At 72.2% G+C, this 19,264-nt stretch carries 22 protein-coding genes (1 of these 22 cut by a window edge); 5 read left to right on the top strand and 17 right to left on the bottom strand.

Annotated features, from left to right (window positions below; all coding sequences use genetic code 11):
- Positions 1-1,212: the 5' portion of a tyrosine--tRNA ligase gene (gene tyrS, locus ACQP0N_RS12845; RefSeq protein WP_433121596.1), read on the bottom strand. It extends 81 nt beyond the left edge of the window; only the first 1,212 of its 1,293 coding nucleotides appear in the window; the start codon lies at positions 1,210-1,212; its stop codon lies off the left edge, out of view.
- A gap of 100 nt (positions 1,213-1,312) precedes the next feature.
- On the opposite strand from tyrS, the gene ACQP0N_RS12840 reads away from it, so the two are divergent.
- Positions 1,313-1,702, top strand: a complete 390-nt coding sequence (locus tag ACQP0N_RS12840; RefSeq protein WP_422739656.1) for a PaaI family thioesterase — start codon at positions 1,313-1,315, stop codon at positions 1,700-1,702.
- 12 nt (positions 1,703-1,714) lie between these two features.
- Here the strand turns inward: ACQP0N_RS12840 and ACQP0N_RS12835 are convergent, their stop codons facing one another.
- The 3 genes from ACQP0N_RS12835 to ACQP0N_RS12825 all read right to left on the bottom strand — a co-directional run bounded on the left by ACQP0N_RS12835 (position 1,715) and on the right by ACQP0N_RS12825 (position 4,336).
- A complete protein-coding gene (locus ACQP0N_RS12835) occupies positions 1,715-3,058 on the bottom strand; it encodes a hemolysin family protein (protein ID WP_433120229.1) in 1,344 nt (447 codons plus the stop codon).
- Positions 3,059-3,184: 126 nt separating this feature from the next.
- On the bottom strand, positions 3,185-3,826 hold the full coding sequence (locus ACQP0N_RS12830; RefSeq protein ID WP_355053139.1) for a hypothetical protein: 642 nt from the start codon (positions 3,824-3,826) through the stop codon (positions 3,185-3,187).
- Between the two features lie 15 nt (positions 3,827-3,841).
- Positions 3,842-4,336 carry a GNAT family N-acetyltransferase gene (locus ACQP0N_RS12825; protein ID WP_433120227.1) on the bottom strand — a complete coding sequence of 165 codons (495 nt, stop codon included), beginning with the start codon at positions 4,334-4,336 and terminating at the stop codon, positions 3,842-3,844.
- Between the two features lie 143 nt (positions 4,337-4,479).
- Here ACQP0N_RS12825 and ACQP0N_RS12820 point away from each other — a divergent pair, with 143 nt between their 5' ends.
- Positions 4,480-5,337, top strand: a complete 858-nt coding sequence (locus ACQP0N_RS12820) for a universal stress protein (protein WP_433120225.1) — start codon at positions 4,480-4,482, stop codon at positions 5,335-5,337.
- On the opposite strand, the gene ACQP0N_RS12815 is transcribed toward ACQP0N_RS12820, so the two are convergent.
- The 5 genes from ACQP0N_RS12815 to ACQP0N_RS12795 all read right to left on the bottom strand — a co-directional run bounded on the left by ACQP0N_RS12815 (position 5,330) and on the right by ACQP0N_RS12795 (position 9,338).
- A complete protein-coding gene (locus ACQP0N_RS12815) occupies positions 5,330-5,965 on the bottom strand; it encodes an FMN reductase (RefSeq protein WP_433120223.1) in 636 nt (211 codons plus the stop codon). The genes ACQP0N_RS12820 and ACQP0N_RS12815 overlap by 8 nt on opposite strands.
- Positions 5,962-7,104: an LLM class flavin-dependent oxidoreductase gene (locus ACQP0N_RS12810; protein ID WP_433120221.1), complete on the bottom strand. Its 1,143-nt coding sequence runs from the start codon at positions 7,102-7,104 to the stop codon at positions 5,962-5,964. The genes ACQP0N_RS12815 and ACQP0N_RS12810 overlap by 4 nt, the downstream gene beginning before the upstream one ends.
- A gap of 152 nt (positions 7,105-7,256) precedes the next feature.
- Positions 7,257-7,532, bottom strand: a complete 276-nt coding sequence (locus ACQP0N_RS12805; RefSeq protein WP_355053134.1) for a ubiquitin-like small modifier protein 1 — start codon at positions 7,530-7,532, stop codon at positions 7,257-7,259.
- Positions 7,533-7,534: 2 nt separating this feature from the next.
- Positions 7,535-8,620: a WD40/YVTN/BNR-like repeat-containing protein gene (locus ACQP0N_RS12800; protein ID WP_433120219.1), complete on the bottom strand. Its 1,086-nt coding sequence runs from the start codon at positions 8,618-8,620 to the stop codon at positions 7,535-7,537.
- Between the two features lie 76 nt (positions 8,621-8,696).
- Positions 8,697-9,338 carry a DNA-3-methyladenine glycosylase gene (locus ACQP0N_RS12795; protein WP_433120217.1) on the bottom strand — a complete coding sequence of 214 codons (642 nt, stop codon included), beginning with the start codon at positions 9,336-9,338 and terminating at the stop codon, positions 8,697-8,699.
- A gap of 176 nt (positions 9,339-9,514) precedes the next feature.
- Between ACQP0N_RS12795 and ACQP0N_RS12790 the strand changes: the two genes are divergently transcribed.
- From ACQP0N_RS12790 to ACQP0N_RS12780, 3 genes are all read left to right on the top strand, one after another.
- The gene (locus ACQP0N_RS12790; protein WP_433120215.1) at positions 9,515-9,970 is read left to right on the top strand and encodes a hypothetical protein; all 456 of its coding nucleotides are present in this window, start codon (positions 9,515-9,517) and stop codon (positions 9,968-9,970) included.
- Positions 9,971-10,055: 85 nt separating this feature from the next.
- Positions 10,056-10,481, top strand: coding sequence for a DNA-binding protein (locus ACQP0N_RS12785; RefSeq protein WP_433120213.1), 426 nt, complete (start codon positions 10,056-10,058; stop codon positions 10,479-10,481).
- Between the two features lie 158 nt (positions 10,482-10,639).
- On the top strand, positions 10,640-10,993 hold the full coding sequence (locus ACQP0N_RS12780; protein WP_433120211.1) for an MmcQ/YjbR family DNA-binding protein: 354 nt from the start codon (positions 10,640-10,642) through the stop codon (positions 10,991-10,993).
- A 42-nt stretch (positions 10,994-11,035) separates the two neighbouring features.
- On the opposite strand, the gene argH is transcribed toward ACQP0N_RS12780, so the two are convergent.
- The 8 genes from argH to ACQP0N_RS12740 form a co-directional block, all read right to left on the bottom strand.
- The gene (argH, locus tag ACQP0N_RS12775) at positions 11,036-12,499 is read right to left on the bottom strand and encodes an argininosuccinate lyase (RefSeq protein ID WP_421476686.1); all 1,464 of its coding nucleotides are present in this window, start codon (positions 12,497-12,499) and stop codon (positions 11,036-11,038) included.
- An 82-nt stretch (positions 12,500-12,581) separates the two neighbouring features.
- Complete coding sequence (locus ACQP0N_RS12770; protein WP_355053129.1) at positions 12,582-13,097, bottom strand: arginine repressor; 516 nt, start codon at positions 13,095-13,097, stop codon at positions 12,582-12,584.
- Positions 13,094-14,029, bottom strand: a complete 936-nt coding sequence (argF, locus tag ACQP0N_RS12765) for an ornithine carbamoyltransferase (protein ID WP_433120209.1) — start codon at positions 14,027-14,029, stop codon at positions 13,094-13,096. The genes ACQP0N_RS12770 and argF overlap by 4 nt, the downstream gene beginning before the upstream one ends.
- Positions 14,026-15,270: an acetylornithine transaminase gene (locus ACQP0N_RS12760; RefSeq protein ID WP_433120207.1), complete on the bottom strand. Its 1,245-nt coding sequence runs from the start codon at positions 15,268-15,270 to the stop codon at positions 14,026-14,028. The genes argF and ACQP0N_RS12760 overlap by 4 nt, the downstream gene beginning before the upstream one ends.
- The gene (argB, locus tag ACQP0N_RS12755; protein ID WP_433120205.1) at positions 15,267-16,172 is read right to left on the bottom strand and encodes an acetylglutamate kinase; all 906 of its coding nucleotides are present in this window, start codon (positions 16,170-16,172) and stop codon (positions 15,267-15,269) included. The genes ACQP0N_RS12760 and argB overlap by 4 nt, the downstream gene beginning before the upstream one ends.
- On the bottom strand, positions 16,169-17,341 hold the full coding sequence (argJ, locus tag ACQP0N_RS12750) for a bifunctional glutamate N-acetyltransferase/amino-acid acetyltransferase ArgJ (protein WP_433120203.1): 1,173 nt from the start codon (positions 17,339-17,341) through the stop codon (positions 16,169-16,171). The genes argB and argJ overlap by 4 nt, the downstream gene beginning before the upstream one ends.
- Positions 17,342-17,387: 46 nt before the next feature.
- Positions 17,388-18,389 (bottom strand): N-acetyl-gamma-glutamyl-phosphate reductase, encoded by a 1,002-nt coding sequence (argC, locus tag ACQP0N_RS12745; RefSeq protein ID WP_433120201.1) that lies wholly within the window; start codon positions 18,387-18,389, stop codon positions 17,388-17,390.
- Between the two features lie 151 nt (positions 18,390-18,540).
- The gene (locus ACQP0N_RS12740) at positions 18,541-19,224 is read right to left on the bottom strand and encodes a hypothetical protein (RefSeq protein WP_433120199.1); all 684 of its coding nucleotides are present in this window, start codon (positions 19,222-19,224) and stop codon (positions 18,541-18,543) included.
- Positions 19,225-19,264: the final 40 nt, after the last annotated feature.

The raw sequence follows: 19,264 nt of genomic DNA, 5'->3' as shown, positions 1-19,264 counted from the left end.
CGACACCGTGGCGTCCACCTCGGTCACCCTCGTGTTGTTCACGTAGGCGCCGCCCTCGGCGATGACCCGCCGGGCCTCCTTGAGGCCGCTCACGAGCCCGGACTCCCGCAGCAGGCCCGCCACGTCGGGCAGGTCTCCGGAAAGCCGGACCAGCCCGGCCTCGGTGAGCGCCGCGCGCAGCGTCTCCGGGGCCAGGTCGTCGAGCGAGCCACGGCCGAACAGCGCCTGGCTGGCGGCGACCGCCTGCCGGGTCTCCTCGGGGCCGTGCACCAGCGTGGTCAGTTCCTCGGCCAACGCCCGCTGGGCCAGCCGGGCCGCCGGCCGTTCGGCCGTCGCCTTCGCCAGCTCCTCCAGCTCGTCGCGCGTACGGAAGCTGAAGTACCGCAGGTAGCGGTCGACCTCGCGGTCGTCGACGTTGAGCCAGAACTGGTAGAACGCGTACGGGCTGGTCATGGTCGGGTCGAGCCAGACGGAGCCGCCCTCGCTCTTGCCGAACTTGGTGCCGTCGGCCTTGGTGACCAGCGGCGTGGTGAACGCCTGCACCGGCCCCATGCCCCGCCGACGTACGTAGTCGACGCCGGCGGTGATGTTGCCCCACTGGTCGGAGCCGCCGAACTGAAGCTGGCAACCGTGCCGGCGATGCAGTTCGAAGAAGTCGTTCGCCTGCAGCAGCTGGTAGCTGAACTCGGTGAAGCTGATGCCCGTCTCCAACCGGGCCCGCACCACCTCCCGCGCCAGCATCTTGTTGACCGGGAAGTGCTTGCCGACGTCCCGGAGGAAGTCGACCACCGACATCTCACCGGTCCAGTCCAGGTTGTTGACCAGCTGCGCCGCGTTGTCCCCGGTGTACGACACGAAGGGCGCGAGCTGTTCGCGGATCCTCTCGACCCACCCGGCGATCACCTCGGTCGGGTTCAGCGCCCGCTCGGCGCTCTCCTTCGGGTCACCGATCTGCCCGGTCGCCCCGCCGACCAGCAGCAACGGGCGGAGGCCGGCGAGTTGCAGCCGACGGGCCATGAGCACCTGCATGAGGTTGCCGACGTGCAGGCTCGGCGCGGTGGGGTCGAAGCCCACGTAATAGGTGGCGGCGCTCCCACCGTCGAGCAGCTCGCGCAGCTCGTCGAGGCCGGTCGAGTCCTGGATGAGGCCACGCCAGAGCAGGTCGTCGGTCAGGGAGTCCGGCCCGGACGGCGGGAGGTTGCTGTCGGTCACGGTCACCGATTCTCCCCCATCGCCGGCATCGACCCGTACCGGGTTTGACGCGACGCGCCCGGTTACGCTTGCGCCCCACTGATTTCGGGAGGGTTCTGCCGTGGAGACACCGGATCTGACGGGTGGTTTCGTCAACCTGCTCGGCCTGAAATTCGAGGAGGCGACCCCCGACCGCGTCGTCATCAGCTGGCAGGTCCGTCCGGACCTGCACCAGCCGTTCGGCATCCAGCACGGCGGGGTGTACTGCTCGGTCGTGGAGACCGCGGCCAGTGTCGGCGGTTCGCTCTGGCTGGCCGACCGGGGCACGGTGGTCGGGGTGGCGAACCAGACCGACTTCCTGCGGGCCGTGCGCGACGGCGAGCTGCGGGCGGTCGGCACGCCGGTGCACCGGGGGCGCAGCCAGCAGCTCTGGCAGGTGGAGATCACCGACGCCAAGGAGCGCCTGGTGGCCCGTGGGCAGGTCCGGTTGCAGAACCTCTCGCGCGACTGATTGGCGGCCCGGTCAGCTCCGGGCCTCGTCCAGCACCGGTTCGACGGCCTCGTCGGTGTCGTCACCGCCGTCGGTGTCGTCGGCGGCGGGGATCTGCCGCAGGCGTACCTCGGTGATGGCCCGGTGGTCGATGTCGGCCACCGTCAGCACCCAGCCGTCCAGGGTGACGTCCTCCCCGGCGACGGTCGGGATGTGCCCGAGGCGGGCCAGCACCAGCCCGGCGACGGTGGTGTAGTCGCCGGCCGGGCGCGAGGGCAGCTCGACGCCGATGTCCGGAAGGTCGTGCACCGGGAAGGTGCCGGGCAGCACCATCGTGCCGTCCGACTCGCGGCGCACCGAGTAGCCGTCCCGGTCGGTCTCGTCGTAGATCTCCCCGACGATCTCCTCGAGGATGTCCTCCAACGTCACGATGCCGTCGACGGCGCCGCGCTCGTCCACGACGAGCGCGATGTGCTGGCGCTCGGCCTTGAACTGGCGCAGCGCGTCCACCACCGGCAGCGAGTCGGGCAGCAGCATCGGTGGGCGGGCGATCTCGTCGATCGGCCGGTCGTCGGGCACGCCGACCAGGTCACGCAGGTGGATCACGCCGGCGGTGTCGTCCAGGCCGCCGTGGCGCACCACGGGCGCCCGGGAGTGCCCGGTGGCGGCCAGCACGAGCCGCGCGGCCTCCGCCGTGGTCCCGCTGTCGAGCGTGAAGACCTGCAACCGGGGTACGAGCACAGCCCGCAACCGCCGGTCGGCGATCTCCACCGCGCCGGCGATGATCGTGCGCTGTTCCTTGGTGAAGCCGTGGTTGCCGGCGACGATGTCGCGCAGCTCGTCCGGGCCGATCTCCTCGGGTTCGTGCTTCGGGTTGAGCCCGAACAGGCGGACGACCAGGTCGCTGGTCGCGCCGAGGGCCCAGACGGCCGGGCGGGTGAGGCTGGCGAGCACGTCGAGCGGGCGGGCCACCAGCAGGGCCCACCGCTCGGCGGACTGCATGGCGATCCGCTTGGGGGCCAGCTCGCCGAAGACCAGGGTGACGAAGGTCAGCGCGAGGGTCACCACCACGATCGCCACTGTGTCGGCGGCGTTGCCGAACACCCCGAGCAGCGGCACGAGGGGCTTGGCGAGGGAGACCGCCGCTGCGGCGGAGGCCAGGAAGCCGGCGAGGGTGATGCCGATCTGGATGGTGGCGAGGAAGCGGTTCGGGTCCTTGGCGAGCCGGGCCAGTACCCCGCCGGCCCGGCTGGTGCGTTCGAGGCGCTGGATCTGGCTGTCCCGTAGTGACACCAACGCCATCTCGCTGCCGGCGAAGAGCGCGTTGATCACGATCAGGATCCCGACCAGGGCCAGTTGGCTCCCGTAGCTCTGCACGCCCGGTTCGCTCCCTCTGCGGTGGTGACGCCGGCCGTACGCACGGCGCCCGCCGGTCGACGAGGCCGCCCGGCGTACGCGCTTCTGTGCCCCGTGCGGGGTCGGCCGAATCCTGCCGGGGTGACGCTACGCCGATCCGGCGGCCGGGGACGCGGGTAGGTCGAGGACGTACGAGTCGCCCTCGGGGCGGAACCCGAGCCGGTGGTAGTACGGGGCGATCATGCCGGGCGGGCTGACGACCCGGTGGAAGCCACGTTCGGTGAAGAGGCGGCTGCGCCGGTAGACGAACTCGCCGGGCGTGAAGTCCCGGAACTTCGGGGTCACGTAGTCCAGGTCGATCTGGGCGACCCCGCGTGCCTCGGCGTGCGACAGCACCACCCCCACCACCTCGTCGGCGGTGACCACGAGGAAGGCCGAGCGGTCGGCGGCGGCCGGATCCCAGTGGAAGTCGGGGTTGAAGCGGGCGATGTCCGACCCGTGCACGCGCAGCGTGTGGGCGAGGAACTGGTCGTCGACCCCGACCTGGACCACCTGGTAGGTCTGCTCGTCGTGGCGGGTGGCGAGCATTCCCCGCAGGTACCAGATGTTGATCACCGCGAGGACGATGTTGAGCCCGACCATGGGCCACACCTCGATGGCGGCGTTGTAGCCGATCAGCACGGCGCAACCGACGAGGTTCAGGGCGCGCAGGCGCAGGATGCGCGACTGCAGCAGCGACCAGACAAGTACCGCGGAGCCGGCCCAGCCGACCAGATCCAACCAATTCACCCCGCGAGACTAGTGCTAGCCCAGGTCAGCGGCGTCGGCGGGCAGCTCCAGCAGCCACTCCTCGACCTCGGTGCCGCGCCCGTTGGCGTACCCCGAGTCCTCGCCGACCACGACGAACCCGCACTTGCGCAGCACCGCGAGAGAGGCGGCGTTGTCCTTCGCGGCCCGGGCGTGCACCGGCCGGGGCAGCTCGCGCAGCAGCGCGGCCAGGGCCGCGGTGGCGTAGCCCCGGCCCCAGCGGGTCGGGTCGATCCAGTAGCTGACCTCGGTCTGGTCGTCGACCGGGAAGGCGCTCACGTAGCCGACCACCTCGCCATCGGCCTCGACGGTGCGGACCCGGTTCGCGGGGTTGGTGAGCACCCGCGCCCAGTGTCGGGCGAACTCGCGGTGGTCGGACGGGTCGGCGGGACCGAAAGCGGCCATCCGGTTCGCTTCGGGATCCTGCTGGTGCAGGAAGAACTCCACGAGGTCGTCCTCGCGCACCTGCCGCAGCCGCACATCAGAGGTCACCCAGCGAGAGTAAGCCCCACCCCCGACACCCCTCCCCCGCCGATCTTGCACTTCCTGTCGCGACATAAGATGACTAAGACGACATTCCGCCAACAGAATCTGCAAGATCGGCGTGGGAGTGGTGGCCGATCCAGGGAGAGCTGATGAACCGACAGGTCGTGGTGGGTGTGGACGGCTCGCCGTCCAGTCTCGTCGCCGCGGAGCACGCGGCCCGCGCCGCCCAGCTGCGGTCCCGCCCGTTGCTGGTGGTGCACGGCTACCTGCACGCGCCCCTCAACCCGTACGACCTGACGATGCCGCCGCCGTCCGAGGAGGCGCAGCGGATGGTGGAGGGCGTCGCGGCCGACCTCACCGAGCGGTTTCCCGGCCTCGCCGTCGAGGTACGCCAGGTCGCCGGCGGGCCCGGCGCGACGATGGTCGAGGAGTCCCGCCAGGCGGAACTCGTCGTGGTGGGCAGCCGCGGGTTGGGCGGGTTCACCGGCCTGCTGCTCGGCTCGGTCGGCGCGCAGGTCGCCGCGCACGCGCGCTGCCCGGTGCTGGTGGTCCGTCCCGAGGGGCGGCCGATCGACGTGGACGGGCCGGTGCTCGTCGGTGTGGACGGGTCCGAGTCCTCCCAGCTCGCCGTCGGCTACGGAGCCGTCGAGGCGGCGTTACGCGACGTCCCGCTGGTCCTCGCGCACGTCGGCCCGTCGGGCGGCGACCGGCCGGTGCCGGACGAGATCGAGGAGGCGCAGGCCGCCGAGCAGGCCGAGGCGGTGCGGTTGCTCGCCGATGCTTCCGCCGTCGTCCGGGCCGAGCATCCCGACCTGGTGGTACGGGAGCACCCGGTCCGGGCGTCCAGCCCGGCCCAGGGGCTCGTCGAGGCCAGCGGCGCGGCGTCGCTGCTGGTCGTCGGCACCCGGGGTCGGGCCGGATTCGCCGGGCTGCTGCTCGGCTCGGTCAGTCAGGCCGCCGTCCACCACGCCCACTGCCCGGTGCTGGTGGCCCACCCGGTCAGCTGACCGGGGCGTCGCCACCTCGGCCGAGCATCTGCAGGAAATCGGTGGTGAGGGCGAACGGGTCCGCCGGGCCGCTGGTGGGCGGCCGTCGCTCGATCTGGTCGGCCAGTTCCGCGGCCGCGCGCCGGATCCGGCCCCGCAACGCTCCGTCGGCCGTCCCGTCGGACCAGTCCTCCGGCGCGGCGAAGACCGCCGTGGGGACCACCACCGCCCGCAGGTAGCTGAACATCGGGCGGACCGCGTGCTCCAGCGCGAGGGAGTGCCGGGCGGTGCCACCGGTGGCGGCGATGAGCACCGGCCGGTCGACAAGCGAGCCCGCGTCGAGGACGTCGAAGAACGACTTGAACAGCCCGTTGTACGAGGCGCTGAAGATCGGGGTGACGGCGATGATGCCGTCTGCGGCGGTCACCGTGTCGATGGCCTCGCGCAGCGCGGTCGGCGGGAACCCGGTGAGCATGTTGTTGACGACGTCGTGGGCGTACTCGCGCAGGTCGATCGGGCGCAACTCCGCGTCGTGGCCCCGCCGGACCAGCTCGTCGCGGGTCGCCCCGGCGAGCTGGTCGGCGAGCAGCCGGGTGGACGAGGGCTGGCTCAGCCCCGCCGACACCACCGCGAGGGTACGGCGGGTCATCGGGTCGCCCCCTCCGGCGCCTTGCCCGTGACGTCGTCGACGGCGTGCACGGTGCTGTCCTTCGCGCCACCGGCCGCGGCGACCATCGAGGCGTGCGTGGGCGCCTCGGGGACGTGCGCCGGACGCAGGGCGGCGAACTCCTTGCGCAGCACCGGCACGACCTCCTCGCCGAGCAGGTCGAGCTGCTCCAGCACGGTCTTGAGCGGCAGACCGGCGTGGTCCATCAGGAAGAGCTGCCGCTGGTAGTCGCCGACGTACTCGCGGAAGCCGAGCGTGCGGTCGATGACCTGCTGCGGGCTGCCGACGGTCAGCGGGGTCTCCCGGGTGAACTCCTCCAGCGACGGCCCGTGCCCGTAGACCGGGGCGTTGTCGAAGTACGGCCGGAACTCCCGGACGGCGTCCTGCGAGTTGCGGCGCATGAACACCTGGCCGCCGAGGCCGACGATGGCCTGGTCGGCGGAGCCGTGGCCGTAGTGGGCGTACCGCTCGCGGTAGAGGCCGACCATCCGCTGGGTGTGCTCCTTGGGCCAGAAGATGTGGTTGGCGAAGAAACCGTCGCCGTAGTACGCGGCCTGCTCGGCGATCTCGGGGCTGCGGATCGAGCCGTGCCAGACGAACGGCGGCACCCCGTCGAGCGGGCGCGGCGTCGAGGTGAACGACTGCAACGGCGTGCGGTACTTGCCCTTCCAGTCGACCACGTCCTCGCGCCACAGCCGGTGCAGCAGGTCGTAGTTCTCGATGGCCAGGGGGATGCCGGCGCGGATGTCCTTGCCGAACCACGGGTACACCGGGCCGGTGTTGCCACGGCCCATCATCAGGTCCACCCGGCCGTCGCTCAGGTGCTGGAGCATCGCGTAGTCCTCAGCGATCTTCACCGGGTCATTGGTGGTGATCAGCGTGGTCGCGGTGGACAGCAACAGCCGCTCGGTGCGGGCCGCGATGTGACCGAGCATGGTGGTGGGGGACGACGGGACGAACGGCGGGTTGTGGTGCTCACCGGCGGCGAAGACGTCGAGCCCGACCTCTTCGGCCTTGAGTGCGATGGCGACCATCGCCTTGATCCGCTCATGCTCGGTCGGCTCCCGACCGGTGGTCGGATCGACCGTGACGTCACCGACGGTGAAGACTCCGAACTGCATGACCAGCTCCTCGCGTGTCAACCGGATGCCGTCGTGGTACCCGGACGCAGCTCACAACTTATTTGACGAGTCAACTATTCCGTCGGCGGGACGTCGCGCAGTGGCACCGGTCACCCACCGCAACCGGACATCACGTCGCAGAACCGGCCCGGTCAGCCTCCCGCCACCGATGGCAACACCTGCACCTCCGCGCCGTCCACCACCGTCGTGGCCAGACCCCCGGAGTGCCGGCAGTCTTCCCCGTCGACGAAGACGTTCACGTAGCGGCGCAGCTCGCCGCGCTCGTCGCGGATGCGCCGGGCCAGCCGGGGATGCGCGACGGCCACCTCGTCGAGGACCGCCCGCAGCGTCCCGGCGGCGGTGACGTTCAGCCGACTCGCACCCCCGGCCTCGCCGCGCAACGGGCCGGGCAGCAGCACGGTGACCACGCTCAGACCTCCGCGGCGCGGACGCAGAGCACGTCGGGCAGGTGCGCGGCCACCAGCGACCAGGAGTCGCCCTCGTCGCGGCTGGCGAAGACCGAGCCGGAGCGGGTGCCGAAGTAGACCCCACCCGGGGTCGCGCCATCGGCGCACATGGCGTCGCGCAGCACCGCCGGATAGAACGGCCCCTCGGGCAGCCCCACCGACTGCGCCTCCCACTTGCCGCCGGCGTCGACGGAACGGAACACCCGGCAGCGGTGATCGGCCGGAAACCGCTCGCTGTCGGCCACCAGCGGGAAGGTCCATACCGTGCCGCCGCGCCCGGGGTGAGCCACCATCGGGAAGCCGAAGTCGCTGGGCAGCCCGTCGGCGATCGAGGACCAGGTGCGGCCGTCGTCATCGGAACGGTAGACGCCGTGGTGGTTCTGCGCGTACAGCCGCTCGGGGTTGTCGGCGTCGCGGGCGACCTTGTGCACGCATTGGCCGAACTCCGGCCACTCGTTGGGCATGAAGTAGGCGCGGATGCCGGTGTTGCCGGGCGCCCAACTCGCCCCGGCGTCCTCCGAGCGGTAGACCCCGCCGGTGGACATGGCGACCAGCAGTCGGGCCGGGTCACGCGGGTGGGGCAGCACGGTGTGCACGGCCTGACCGCCGAACCCGGCCTCCCACTGGGGGCGGTGCGGGTGGTCCCAGAGGGAACGGACCAGCTCGAAACTGCGGCCGCCGTCGGTGGACCTGAACAACGCCGAGGGCTCGGTGCCGGCCCAGACGACGTCCGGCTCGTCGGTGCCGGCCGGCATCAGCTGCCAGACCCGGCCGAGGGAGACGCCGGTGTCGGCCGGGAACGCGACCGGCGCCTGGTCGGGCTCGTCCCAGGTGACGCCGAGGTCGTCGCTGGTGGCGACACTGGGGCCGAAGTGCGAGCTGGTCACGCCGGCGAGCAGCCGCGGGGTGACGCCACGGGTGTCGATCGCGACCGCGTAGACACCCGTCATCGGGAAGTGCGGACCGGTGATCTCCCAACTGCGCCGGTCGTCGGTGCTGGTGGCGAGAAACAATCCCTTGGCGGTGCCGATCGCGAGCAGTGTTGCCATGACGTCCTCCGATACCGTCGGTGAGCAGGTTCGGTGATTATGGCCACACCCTCCGACAGCCTCCGTCGCGGCGCGCTCAGCGACGGACGCGGGGCACGTGCCGCCGGTACGCGCTGACCGTCGGATCGCCGTCGAGCCAGAACCGCCAGGGCAGGTCGTGCGCGCCCGTCACGCCGACCCGTGGCCCCGCCACCACCGACGCCGGCGGTACCGGCTCGACCGGCGGTCGCAACCGGACCGGCCCGTCGCCGAGCAGGTACGCGCCGTACGTCGCGCGGTCGATGCCGAGCGTGGCGCAGAGCCGGGCCGGCCCACGGGCGAGGTCCACGTCGCGCCGCACGGCCGGCCGGCGCTCCCGTGCCGTGTCCAGCCCGTCGACGACCGCGCCGGCGCGCAGCAGCACCGCGGCGGCCTCCCCCTCGTCACCGGTGACCACGTTCACGCACCAGTGCATTCCGTAGGTGAAGTAGACGTAGGCGTGCCCGGCGGGACCGAACATCACCGCGTTGCGGGGCGTGCGGCCCCGGTGGGCGTGCGAGGCGGGGTCACCGGCCGTGCCCGCGTACGCCTCTACCTCGGTGATCCGGACGGTGACGCCCCCGGCGGTGAGGCGGCAGCCCAGCAGGCCACGCGCCGCCGGCAGCAGCGGGCCGGCGAGCAGGTCCGCCAACTCGGTCAGGCCGGCGTCGGCGGTGCGGTCATCCGGCGCGAGATCCATGGCCGAACGGTACCCAGGCCGCAGTCTGGTCACCCCGTCGACCGGTCCTGCCCGCCACCGGGAGGCCCACCAGGGTTCACCTGCTCGCCATTTGCTGCGGCGAAACCCGCGCCGCGACCGGCGGGTGTATCCGGTGTCGTCGCAGGGCGCGGCGGCACATCGGGAGAGGAACCACCATGACCGTACGCACGATCCGCCGCCCCCTGTTCGCCGTCGGCCTCGCCGCGGCCGGGGCCGTGCTGGCCCTCGCCTCGTCGGCCAGCGCCAGCGCCCCGGTGCGGGTGGGCGCCGCAACCGATGGCGCCCCGCTGACCGCCGTCGTACTGGGCGGCATCGGCAAGATCGATGCCAGTGGGGCGGCGGTCTTCGTCCCGGTCACCCTGACCTGCTCGCAGCCGACGCAGGTCGACCTGACCGTGAAGGTCGCCCAGGCGATCGGGGACACGATGCGGACCGGCACGACCACCCGGAAGGTTGCCTGCGACGCCAACACCCAGAAGGTGCGGATCGCGGTAACCGCCACCGAGCGTCCCTTCGCGCCGGGCGTGGCGTTCGGCGTGGTGACCGGGAACTCCTGCGACGCGCTGTGCAACTCGATCACCGACGAGCACCGGTTCGACCTGGCGCTCTGAGTCGTGGCGTGGCGGCACGGATTCTCGTGCCGCCACGTTTCAACATTCTGTTGACAACAGCTCGTTGATGGGGTGTGCTCGGGACATGACGACCTCGGATCTCTTCACGGCACCCGACCCGGGTCGGGCCCGCGCCCACCGCACCTACGAGGCGCTGCAACGGATCAGCGAGCGGCACGCCGGCTCCGACGCGCGGCGGGGGCGCTGGGCCCACCCGTACGTGCTGGACCCGTGGGAGGCGGTCGCCCTGGTCACCGCCCTCGCCGCCGGCGGGGCCGAGCGGGAGCCCTCCGAGGAGCCGGTCGACGCCGCCGACCTGACGGCCGCGCTGACCCTGCTCCCCCACGTGCGCGCCGAGCTGGACGCCCTGGAGGCCGGACTGCTCACCCTCGCCCGTGACCGGGGCCTCACCTGGCAGTCCATCGCGTACGGGCTGGGCCTGGGCAGCGCGCAGGCCGCCCGCCAACGCTACGAACGGGTAGCCGCCCGCTCCACCGAACAGACCCCCTGATCCCCGCTCTCGAATCCCGCCGATCTTGCACTTTCTGTCCCGACACAACGGCAGATCGGTCACGTATCGACAACACAAACTGCAAGATCGGCGCAGGCGGGGGCGGGGGCGGGGGCGCAGGCGGGGGCGGGGGCGGGGGTTATGACTAGGAGGGGTTTGTGGAACGTGGGGAGATGTTGGCGTACTGCCTGGCCAAGCCGGGCGCGTGGCTGGACCGGCCGTGGGAGGACGACGAGGTGGTGAAGGTGGGCAGCCGGATCTTCGCGTTCCTCGGCAACGGCGTCGCGGCGCCCACCGTCGGCGTGAAGTGCGGCGCGAACCGCGAGATCGCCGACGAGTGGCTGCACCGTTATCCCGCCGACGCGCGCCCGATGCCGTACATCGGCCGGTCCGGCTGGAACACGCTGCGCCTCGACGGCGGGATCGACACCGACGAGCTGACCGAGGCGGTCGACTCGTCGTACGACATGGTGGTGGCCAAGCTCCCGAAGCGGGAGCGCCCGACGGCCTGAACCACCGTGGCGCCGGCGGCCCGCGCCGACGCCACGGTCAGGTCAGCGGGGTACGACCCGCTCGGTGGCCCACTCCCGCCAGCCGGCCAGCCGGTCCGCCGCGGCGGCGAGCTGGTCGGCGACCGGACCGGGGCCGGTCGAGCCGGGGGTGGTGCGGGCCGCGAGGGCCGAGCGCACCGAGAGCACGTCACGCACGGACGGGTCAAGGTGCTCGCTGACGGCGGCCAGGTCGGCGTCGGAGACGTCCTCCAGCTCACACTCGCGGGCCGCGCAGAGCGCCACCAACCGACCGGTGATCTCGTGCGCGTCCCGAAACGGCACGTTGCGCCGGACCAGCCAGTCGGCGACCTCGGTGGCGAGGGAGAAGCCCACCGGGGCGGCGGCGACGAGCCGGTCCACCCGGACGGTCATCGTGGAGATCATCCCGGCCAGGGCCGGGAGCAGCAGCTCCAGGGTGTCGACGGCGTCGAACGCGGGCTCCTTGTCCTCCTGCATGTCCCGGTCGTACGTCATGGGCAGGCCCTTGAGCATGGTCAGCACCGTCATCAGGCCGCCGACCAACCGGCCGGACTTGCCCCGGGCCAGCTCGGCGATGTCCGCGTTCTTCTTCTGCGGCATGATCGACGAACCGGTGGCGAACGCGTCGTCCAGCTCCACCCAGCCGAACTCGTGCGACGTCCACAGCACCACCTCCTCGCCGAGGCGGGACAGGTGCACCCCGATCAGCGCGGTGGTGAAGAGGAACTCGGCCACGAAGTCCCGGTCGGCGACCGCGTCCATCGAGTTGGCGAACGACGTCCGGAAACCCAGCTCCTTGGCGACCGCCACCGGGTCCAGCGGAAGGCCCGAGCCGGCGAGCGCGCCCGCGCCGAGCGGGCTGATCGCCGCCCGGTGGTCCCAGTCGCGCAGCCGCTCCAGGTCACGCAGCAGCGGCTGCACGTGGGCCAGCAACCAGTGCCCGAAGGTGACCGGCTGGGCGTGCTGAAGGTGGGTCATGCCGGGCGCGGCCGTGTCGACGTGCCGCTCGGCCTGCTCGACGAGCGCCTCGGCCAGCTCGACGACGCGGCTGGCCACACCCCGCGCGTGGTCCCGCAGGTAGAGCCGCAGGTCGGTGGCGACCTGGTCGTTGCGGGACCGACCGGCACGCAGCTTGCCGCCCAGGCTCCCCAGACGCTCCAGCAGCCCCCGCTCCAGCGCGGTGTGCACGTCCTCGTCGTCGACGGTGGGCCGGAACGCCCCCGACGCACAGGCCGCCTCCAGGTCGTCCAGGGCCGCCAGGATGCGGCCCAGCTCCTCCGGGTCGAGCAGGCCGGCGCCGGCCAGGACCCGGGCGTGCGCCCGGGAACCCGCGATGTCGTACGGGGCGAGGCGCCAGTCGAACTGCACGCTCACCGACAGCCGGGCGAGCGCCTCGGCGGGGCCGCCGGCGAACCGGCCACCCCACAGGCTCGTCCGGTTGGTGCCGGCGCTGTTCTCGGTGAGGCTCTTGTCGTCCACGCCGCCCATTGTGGTCCCCATGGTCGTCAGCCACCCATCCGGGCGGCACGGGCCGCAGCCATCCGGCTCGGCGTGCTCCACATGTGCGCGGTCACGGTGCGTTGTTCCCTTCGACGGTGTCTTCCCGGCGGGACCAACCGGCGAGCTTGTCGCCGAGCGCGGCCCCACCGACGGTCTCCCGGGCCACGACGAGAATGGTGTCGTCGCCGGCGATGGTGCCGACGATCTCGGGCAGGCCCGCCCGGTCCAACGCGCTGGCCAGGTACTGGGCCGCGCCCGGCGGGGTACGCAGCACCGCGATGTTGCCGCTGGCGTCCACCCCGTTGAGCAGCTCACGCAGCAGCCGCACCAGCCGGGCCGGTGCGGCCTCGGCGTCGCGCAGCGGCCGTTTCCCGTCCTCGGGGATCAGGTAGACGGCCGGGCCGTCGCCGCCACGCACCTTGACCGCGCCCAACTCCTCCAGGTCCCGCGAGAGGGTCGCCTGGGTGACCCCGACGCCGTCGGCGGCGAGCAGGTCGGCCAGTTCGGTCTGCGAGCGTACGGGCCGGTCCCGGATCAGCTCGACGATCCGGGCGTGCCGGGCGGCACGGGTCAGGGGGGTGGTCATCGTCGGTCCCCGGAGGCCGCCAGCAGGAACGTCAGCAGCGCCTTCTGGGCGTGCAGCCGGTTCTCCGCCTGGTCGAACACCGCGCTCTGCGGACCGTCGAGCACCTCGTCGGTGATCTCCTCGCCCCGGTGCGCCGGCAGGCAGTGCAGCACGATCGCGTCCGGCGCGGCGTGGTCGAGCAACTCCTTGTTGACCTGGTACGGCAGGAACGGGGTGACCCGGTCCAACCCGTCGGCCTCCTGACCCATCGAGGTCCAGGTGTCGGTGGCCAGCACGTCGGCGTCGCGGGCCGCCTGCGCCGGGTCGGTCAGCACCCGTACCGACCCGCCGGTCCCGGCGGCGATCTCGCTGGCCCGGCGCACCACGGCCTCGTCCGGCGCGAACCCCGCCGGGCCGGCGATCCGCACGTGCATCCCGGCCGTGGCCCCGGCCAACAGGTACGACTGCGCCATGTTGTTCGCGCCGTCCCCCACGTAGGTCAGGGTCCGGCCGGACGTGCCGCCGCACCGCTCCCGGATGGTCAGCAGGTCGGCCAGCAGTTGGCAGGGGTGGAACCCGTCGGTGAGCGCGTTGACCACCGGGACGGTCGCGCCGCTGGCGACCTCGGCGATCCGATCGTCGCCGTGGGTCCGCAGCACGATCGCCGTGACGTAGCGGGACAGCACCCGGCCCGCGTCGGCGAGCGTCTCGCCCCGCCCGAAGTGGGTGACCTGGGTGTCCACGACCAGCGGATGGCCGCCCAGCTCGGCGATGCCGGCGTCGAACGAGATCCGGGTCCGCAGACTCTGCTTGTCGAAGAGCACCGCCACCGAGCGGGGGCCGGCCAGCGGTTGGTGGCCGAACCGGTCCACCTTCATCCGGGCCGCCAGGTCGAGCACGCTGGACTGTTCGGCGGGCGAGAGATCGTCGTCGCGCAGGAAGTGCCGGATCATGCGGTGGTCCCCGTCGTGGTGGGCTGGGTGGAGGATTCGGTGGTCACGGGAGCGCTCGTGCCGGCCGCCGCCGGGGCCGTCGCGTCCAGGGCCGCCGGGAGCGCGGCGAGGAACGCGTCGACCTGCTCGGTGGTGAGGATCAACGGCGGGGCGAGCCGGAGTACGCCCGGCTGCACCGGGTTGGTCAGGAAGCCGGCCTCCCGCAGCGCCTCGGCCAGGACCGTCGACACCGGCGCGGTGAGCACCACGCCGAGCAGCAACCCGGCCCCGCGTACGCCCGCGACGAGCGGGTGGTCCAGCGCCTCGATGCCCCGACGCAGCCGTTCGCCGACGCGCTTGACGTGGTCGAGCAGCCCTTCGTTGGCGATGGTCGCCACCACGGCGAGCGCGGCGGCGCAGCTCACCGGGTTGCCGCCGAAGGTCGTACCGTGCGAGCCGGGGGTGAGCAGGTCGGCGGCCCGGCCGAAGGCGAGCGTCGCGCCCAGCGGCAGCCCGCCACCCAGGCCCTTCGCCAGGGTCACCACGTCGGGCTCCACGCCCTCGGCCTGGTGGGCGAACCAGTGCCCGGTACGGCCGATGCCGGTCTGCACCTCGTCGAGCACCAGCAGCGCCCCGTGCCGGGCGGTGATCCGCCGGGCCGCCGTCAGGTAGCCGGTCGGCGGTACGACCACGCCGTTCTCACCCTGGATGGGCTCCAGGATCACCATGGCGGTGGCGTCGGTGACCGCCGCCTCCAGGGCGCTCACGTCGCCGTAGTCGACGTGGGTCACCTCGCCGGGCAACGGCCGGAACGGGTCCGCCTTGGCGGGCTGACCGGTCAGGGCGAGGGCGCCCATGGTGCGACCGTGAAAACCGCCGTTGGTGGCGACCACGTGACTGCGCCCGGTGCGCCGGGACAGCTTGAAGGCGGTCTCGTTCGCCTCCGCGCCGGAGTTGGCGAAGAAGACCCGGCCGGGTCGGCTGCCGGCGAGCGCCAGCAGCAGCTCGGCGAGAGCCACCGGCGGCTCGGCGACGAAGAGGTTGGAGACGTGCCCCAGCGTGGCCACCTGCTTCGACACGGCGGCCACCACCGCCGGATGGGCGTGGCCGAGGGCGTTCACCGCGATCCCGCCCACCAGGTCCACGTACTCGCGGCCCGCCTCGTCGACCACCACGGCGCCCGCGCCGGAGACCAGCGCCAGCGGCGGCGTGCCGTAATTGTCCATCATGGACTGCGTCCACCGTTGCACCAGACTGCTCATGCCCCGTCCGTCCCGTCCTGCGGCACCACCATCGTTCCGAACCCTTCCGACGTGAACACCTCGAGCAACGTGGAGTGCGCCACCCGGCCGTCGACCACGTGCGCGGCGGGCACGCCCCCGCGCACGGCCCGCAGGCAGGCCTCCATCTTCGGCACCATCCCCGACTCCAGCCGGGGCAGGAGTTTGGCCAGGTCGTCCGCGGTGATCTCGGAGACCAGGCTGTTGGTGTCCGGCCAGTCGGCGTACAGGCCGGCCACGTCGGTGAGGACGACCAGCTTGCGGGCCCGCAGGGCGACGGCGAGCGCGGCGGCGGCGGTGTCCGCGTTGAGGTTGTGCAGGACACCGTCGGCGTCCGGCGCGACCGTCGAGATCACCGGAATCCGACCGGCGTCGATCAGGTCGGTCACCGCCGAGGTGTCCACCGACTCGACGTCGCCGACCTGGCCCACGTCGACCGGCCGCCCGTCCACGTACGCCGGGCGGCGCACCGCGGTGAACAGCCGCGCGTCCTCGCCGGAGAGGCCGACGGCGTACGGGCCGTGCGAGTTGATCAGCCCGACCAACTCCCGCCCGACCTGCCCGACGAGCACCATCCGGACCACGTCCATCGCCTCGGCGGTCGTCACCCGCAGGCCGCCCCGGAACTCGCTCTCGATGCCGAGCCGGCCCAGCATGGCCGAGATCTGCGGACCGCCGCCGTGCACCACCACGGGCTTCAGACCGGCGTAGCGCAGGAACACCATGTCGGCCGCGAACGCCCGCTGCAGCTCCGGCTCGGTCATGGCGTTGCCGCCGTACTTGACCACGACGGTGGCGCCGGAGAAACGCGCCAGCCAGGGCAGCGCCTCGATCAGCGTCTCCGCCTTCACCTGCGCCCGGGTGAGATCACTGCTGAGGTTCATGTTGAATACGCCGAGTTCTCGTGCACGTACGCGTGGGACAGGTCGTTGGTCCAGATCGTGGCCGTCGCATCGCCCGCGTGCAGGTCGATCCGGATGGTGACGTCCCGGGCGCTGAGGTCGGCCTTCGAACGGTCCTCGGCCGCGGCGCCGCCCCGGCACAGCCACACCCCGTTGACGGCCACGTCCACCTCGTCCGGCTCGAAGGCGGCCGTGGTGGTGCCGACCGAGGCGAGGATCCGACCCCAGTTCGGGTCGTTGCCGAACAGGGCGGTCTTGACCAGGTTGCTGCGAGCGACCGAGCGGCCCACCTCGACCGCGTCGTCCTCGGTCGCGGCCCCCACGACGTCGATGGCGACCTGCTTGGTGGCGCCCTCCGCGTCGGCGATGAGCTGCTGCGCCAGGTCGTGGCAGGCAGTGGTGACCGCGGCGGCCAACTCGGCCGGGGTCGGCTCGATCCCGCTGGCGCCGCTGGACAGCAGCAGCACCGTGTCATTGGTGGACATGCAGCCGTCGGAATCGACCCGGTCGAAGGTCACCCGGGTCGCGGCGCGCAGAGCCTCGTCCAGGACCGCCGGCCCGGCCACCGCGTCGGTGGTGAGCACGCAGAGCATGGTGGCCATGCCCGGCGCGAGCATGCCGGAACCCTTGGCCATGCCGCCGACCGTCCATCCACTGCCCCGGGCCACCGTGGTCTTCGGCCGGGTGTCGGTGGTCATGATGGCCTCGGCGGCGACCAGGCCGCCGTCGCGTGACAACTGCCGGATGGCGGTACGGACGCCCGGCAGCAGCTTGTCCATCGGCAACCGCTCACCGATCAGCCCGGTGGAGCAGACCGCCACCTCGCCGGCCCCGAGGAGCAGCCGCGGGCTGACCGCGCTCAGCGCCGAGGCGGTGTGCTCGGCCGTGGCGTGCGTGTCCTGGAAACCGGCCGGGCCGGTGCAGGCGTTCGCGCCACCGGAGTTGAGCACCACGGCGCGGACCACGCCGCCCTGCACGACCTGCTGGCTCCAGAGCACCGGCGCGGCCTTGACCCGGTTGGTGGTGAAGACACCGGCGACACCGGCGTCCGGGCCGTCGTTGACCACCAGCGCGACGTCCGGGCCACCGCTGGTCTTCAGTCCGGCGGTCACTCCGGCCGCCCGGAACCCCCGAGGGGTGGTGACACTCATGCCGCTGGCCTTTCGTTCGCGACTGCGGGGCTCCGCTGCGCTGTACTCACGGGCTGACTCCCCAGATTGACAGGCCCGTCGTCTCCGGCAGGCCGAGCATCAGGTTGGCGTTCTGCACGGCCTGGCCGGCGGCGCCCTTGCCGAGGTTGTCCAGCGCGCTGACCACGATCAGCCGACCCGAGTCGACGTCGACGGTGGCCTGGAGGTGACACGAGTTGGAGCCGAGCGTGGCGGCCGTGTGCGGCCAGCGCCCCTCCGGCAGCACGTGCACGAACGGCGCGTCGGCGTACGCCTGCGCCAGCACCTCCTGCGGGTCGACGCCGCGGGCCGGCACGGCGGTGACCGTGGCGAGGATGCCGCGTGGCATCGGCGCCAGGACCGGGGTGAACGACAGGCCGGTCGCACCGGACGCCTGCTTGATCTCGGGCACGTGCTGGTGGGTGCCGACCCGGTACGGCGACAGGTCGCCCATCACCTCGCTGCCGAGCAGGTGCGGCTTCGCCGCCCGGCCCGCGCCGGAGGTGCCCGAGGCGGCGACCACGACCACGTCGGCGGGGTTGGCCGCGCCGTCGGCGATCAGCGGCGCGAGCGCGAGAGTGATCGCGGCGGCGTAGCAGCCGGTGTTCGCGACCCGGGTGGAGCCGGCGATCAGCTCCCGCTGGCCGGGCAGCTCGGGCAGGCCGTACGTCCACTGGCCGGCGTGCGTGCCGCCGTAGTACTGCGCCCACGCGTAGGGGTCGGCGAGCCGGTGGTCGGCACCCAGATCGACGACGCGTACCTCGGGCGGGAGCTGGGCCGCGAGAGTCGCCGACTCGCCGTGCGGCAGCGCCAGGAAGACCAGGTCGGCGTCGGCGAGGATCGACGGATCGGTCTCGCCGAATACCAGGTCGAGCCCGGTGAGCTGCGGATGCGCCACGTCGACGCGGTGCCCGGCCTGGCGGTGCGCGGTGGCGGCGACCAGCTCAAACTCCGGATGCCCGGCGATCAGGCGCAGCAGCTCGCCACCGGCGTACCCGCTCGCGCCCGCGACCGCGACTCGAATTCCCATACCCACCTCCGCATGACTATGCAGAGGAGACTAGCAAGGGCGATTGTTTCCTGCAAGTTAATACAGCCTACTGCATGGTGATGAGCACCGCTGTCGGCCGGCGCAGGGTGGCGTCCTCCGCCCGAGTATTCCAGCAGAGGACGCCCCGCTGTCAGCTCGACTGCTCGGACAACCCGTGCTGGCGCTCGTACGTCCGCAGGGCTGCGTCCCACGCCTCCGTGTACTCGCTCGGCCCCATACCGAGATCCCCGTGCCCCCGGACCGCCTCGCGCAGTAGTTTCACGAGATCGGGCACGGCCTCCCGACGCTCCTGGACGTACCGACCGAAAACCTCGGCGAACTGCTCGCTTGTCAACCGTGCGGCGTGCGAGGTGACGGGATCGTCCTCGAGATTCTGTAGCACGGCACACCAGCGACGAGTCAGCTCATCCGCCTGGGCCGCCCGGATCTTCTGCAACTCGTGATCACACTCAAGCCGAATCCGATCCTCCCAGTACGGCCGGAGCCGCTCACGCACCCGCTCGTCGGGGCTGACGCGGACGAGCACTCCGAAGTGCGGCGAACCCTCACGCGGCCAGCGCTGGCCACCGAGCAGACTGTTCAGCGCACGTTCGAGGTCGTGCGAACGGTGGGGCTCATGTTCACGTGCCAGGTCCACCGCCCGTTCCCGGACGATCCCGCCAGCCCATCCCAGATACCGCTCGGCGCGAAACCGAAGCTCCTCGTAGGTCATGTTCTGCGCCGTCCAGTTGTAGACGGCGTGCAAGCGGAAGTCGTATGCGTCCCCCTTCGCCGGCACCAGGATCGGCGCCGGGACGTCCTGACGGAATGTCACGGTGGCGGGAACGATCGGCGCAGGTGGGGCCGGGGGAAGC

The organism is Micromonospora sp. CA-246542 (assembly GCF_050942905.1).
In the GTDB taxonomy this organism is placed as follows: domain Bacteria; phylum Actinomycetota; class Actinomycetes; order Mycobacteriales; family Micromonosporaceae; genus Micromonospora.
Note: the sequence above shows the minus strand (reverse complement) of the source record. Positions and strands in the feature narration are given on the sequence as shown.

What these genes read in the sequence shown, in the direction of transcription:
- ACQP0N_RS12810 (WP_433120221.1), bottom strand. Translation starts at nt 7,104, where the DNA reads ATGCAGTTCGGAGTCTTCACCGTCGGTGACGTCACGGTCGATCCGACC.
- ACQP0N_RS12760 (WP_433120207.1), bottom strand. Translation starts at nt 15,270, where the DNA reads ATGAGCAGTCTGGTGCAACGGTGGACGCAGTCCATGATGGACAATTAC.
- ACQP0N_RS12815 (WP_433120223.1), bottom strand. Translation starts at nt 5,965, where the DNA reads ATGACCCGCCGTACCCTCGCGGTGGTGTCGGCGGGGCTGAGCCAGCCC.
- ACQP0N_RS12800 (WP_433120219.1), bottom strand. Translation starts at nt 8,620, where the DNA reads ATGGCAACACTGCTCGCGATCGGCACCGCCAAGGGATTGTTTCTCGCC.
- argF (WP_433120209.1), bottom strand. Translation starts at nt 14,029, where the DNA reads ATGATCCGGCACTTCCTGCGCGACGACGATCTCTCGCCCGCCGAACAG.
- argH (WP_421476686.1), bottom strand. Translation starts at nt 12,499, where the DNA reads ATGGGCGGCGTGGACGACAAGAGCCTCACCGAGAACAGCGCCGGCACC.
- ACQP0N_RS12795 (WP_433120217.1), bottom strand. Translation starts at nt 9,338, where the DNA reads ATGGATCTCGCGCCGGATGACCGCACCGCCGACGCCGGCCTGACCGAG.
- argC (WP_433120201.1), bottom strand. Translation starts at nt 18,389, where the DNA reads ATGGGAATTCGAGTCGCGGTCGCGGGCGCGAGCGGGTACGCCGGTGGC.
- ACQP0N_RS12790 (WP_433120215.1), top strand. Translation starts at nt 9,515, where the DNA reads ATGACCGTACGCACGATCCGCCGCCCCCTGTTCGCCGTCGGCCTCGCC.
- argB (WP_433120205.1), bottom strand. Translation starts at nt 16,172, where the DNA reads ATGAACCTCAGCAGTGATCTCACCCGGGCGCAGGTGAAGGCGGAGACG.
- ACQP0N_RS12770 (WP_355053129.1), bottom strand. Translation starts at nt 13,097, where the DNA reads ATGACCACCCCCCTGACCCGTGCCGCCCGGCACGCCCGGATCGTCGAG.
- ACQP0N_RS12820 (WP_433120225.1), top strand. Translation starts at nt 4,480, where the DNA reads ATGAACCGACAGGTCGTGGTGGGTGTGGACGGCTCGCCGTCCAGTCTC.
- argJ (WP_433120203.1), bottom strand. Translation starts at nt 17,341, where the DNA reads ATGAGTGTCACCACCCCTCGGGGGTTCCGGGCGGCCGGAGTGACCGCC.
- ACQP0N_RS12785 (WP_433120213.1), top strand. Translation starts at nt 10,056, where the DNA reads ATGACGACCTCGGATCTCTTCACGGCACCCGACCCGGGTCGGGCCCGC.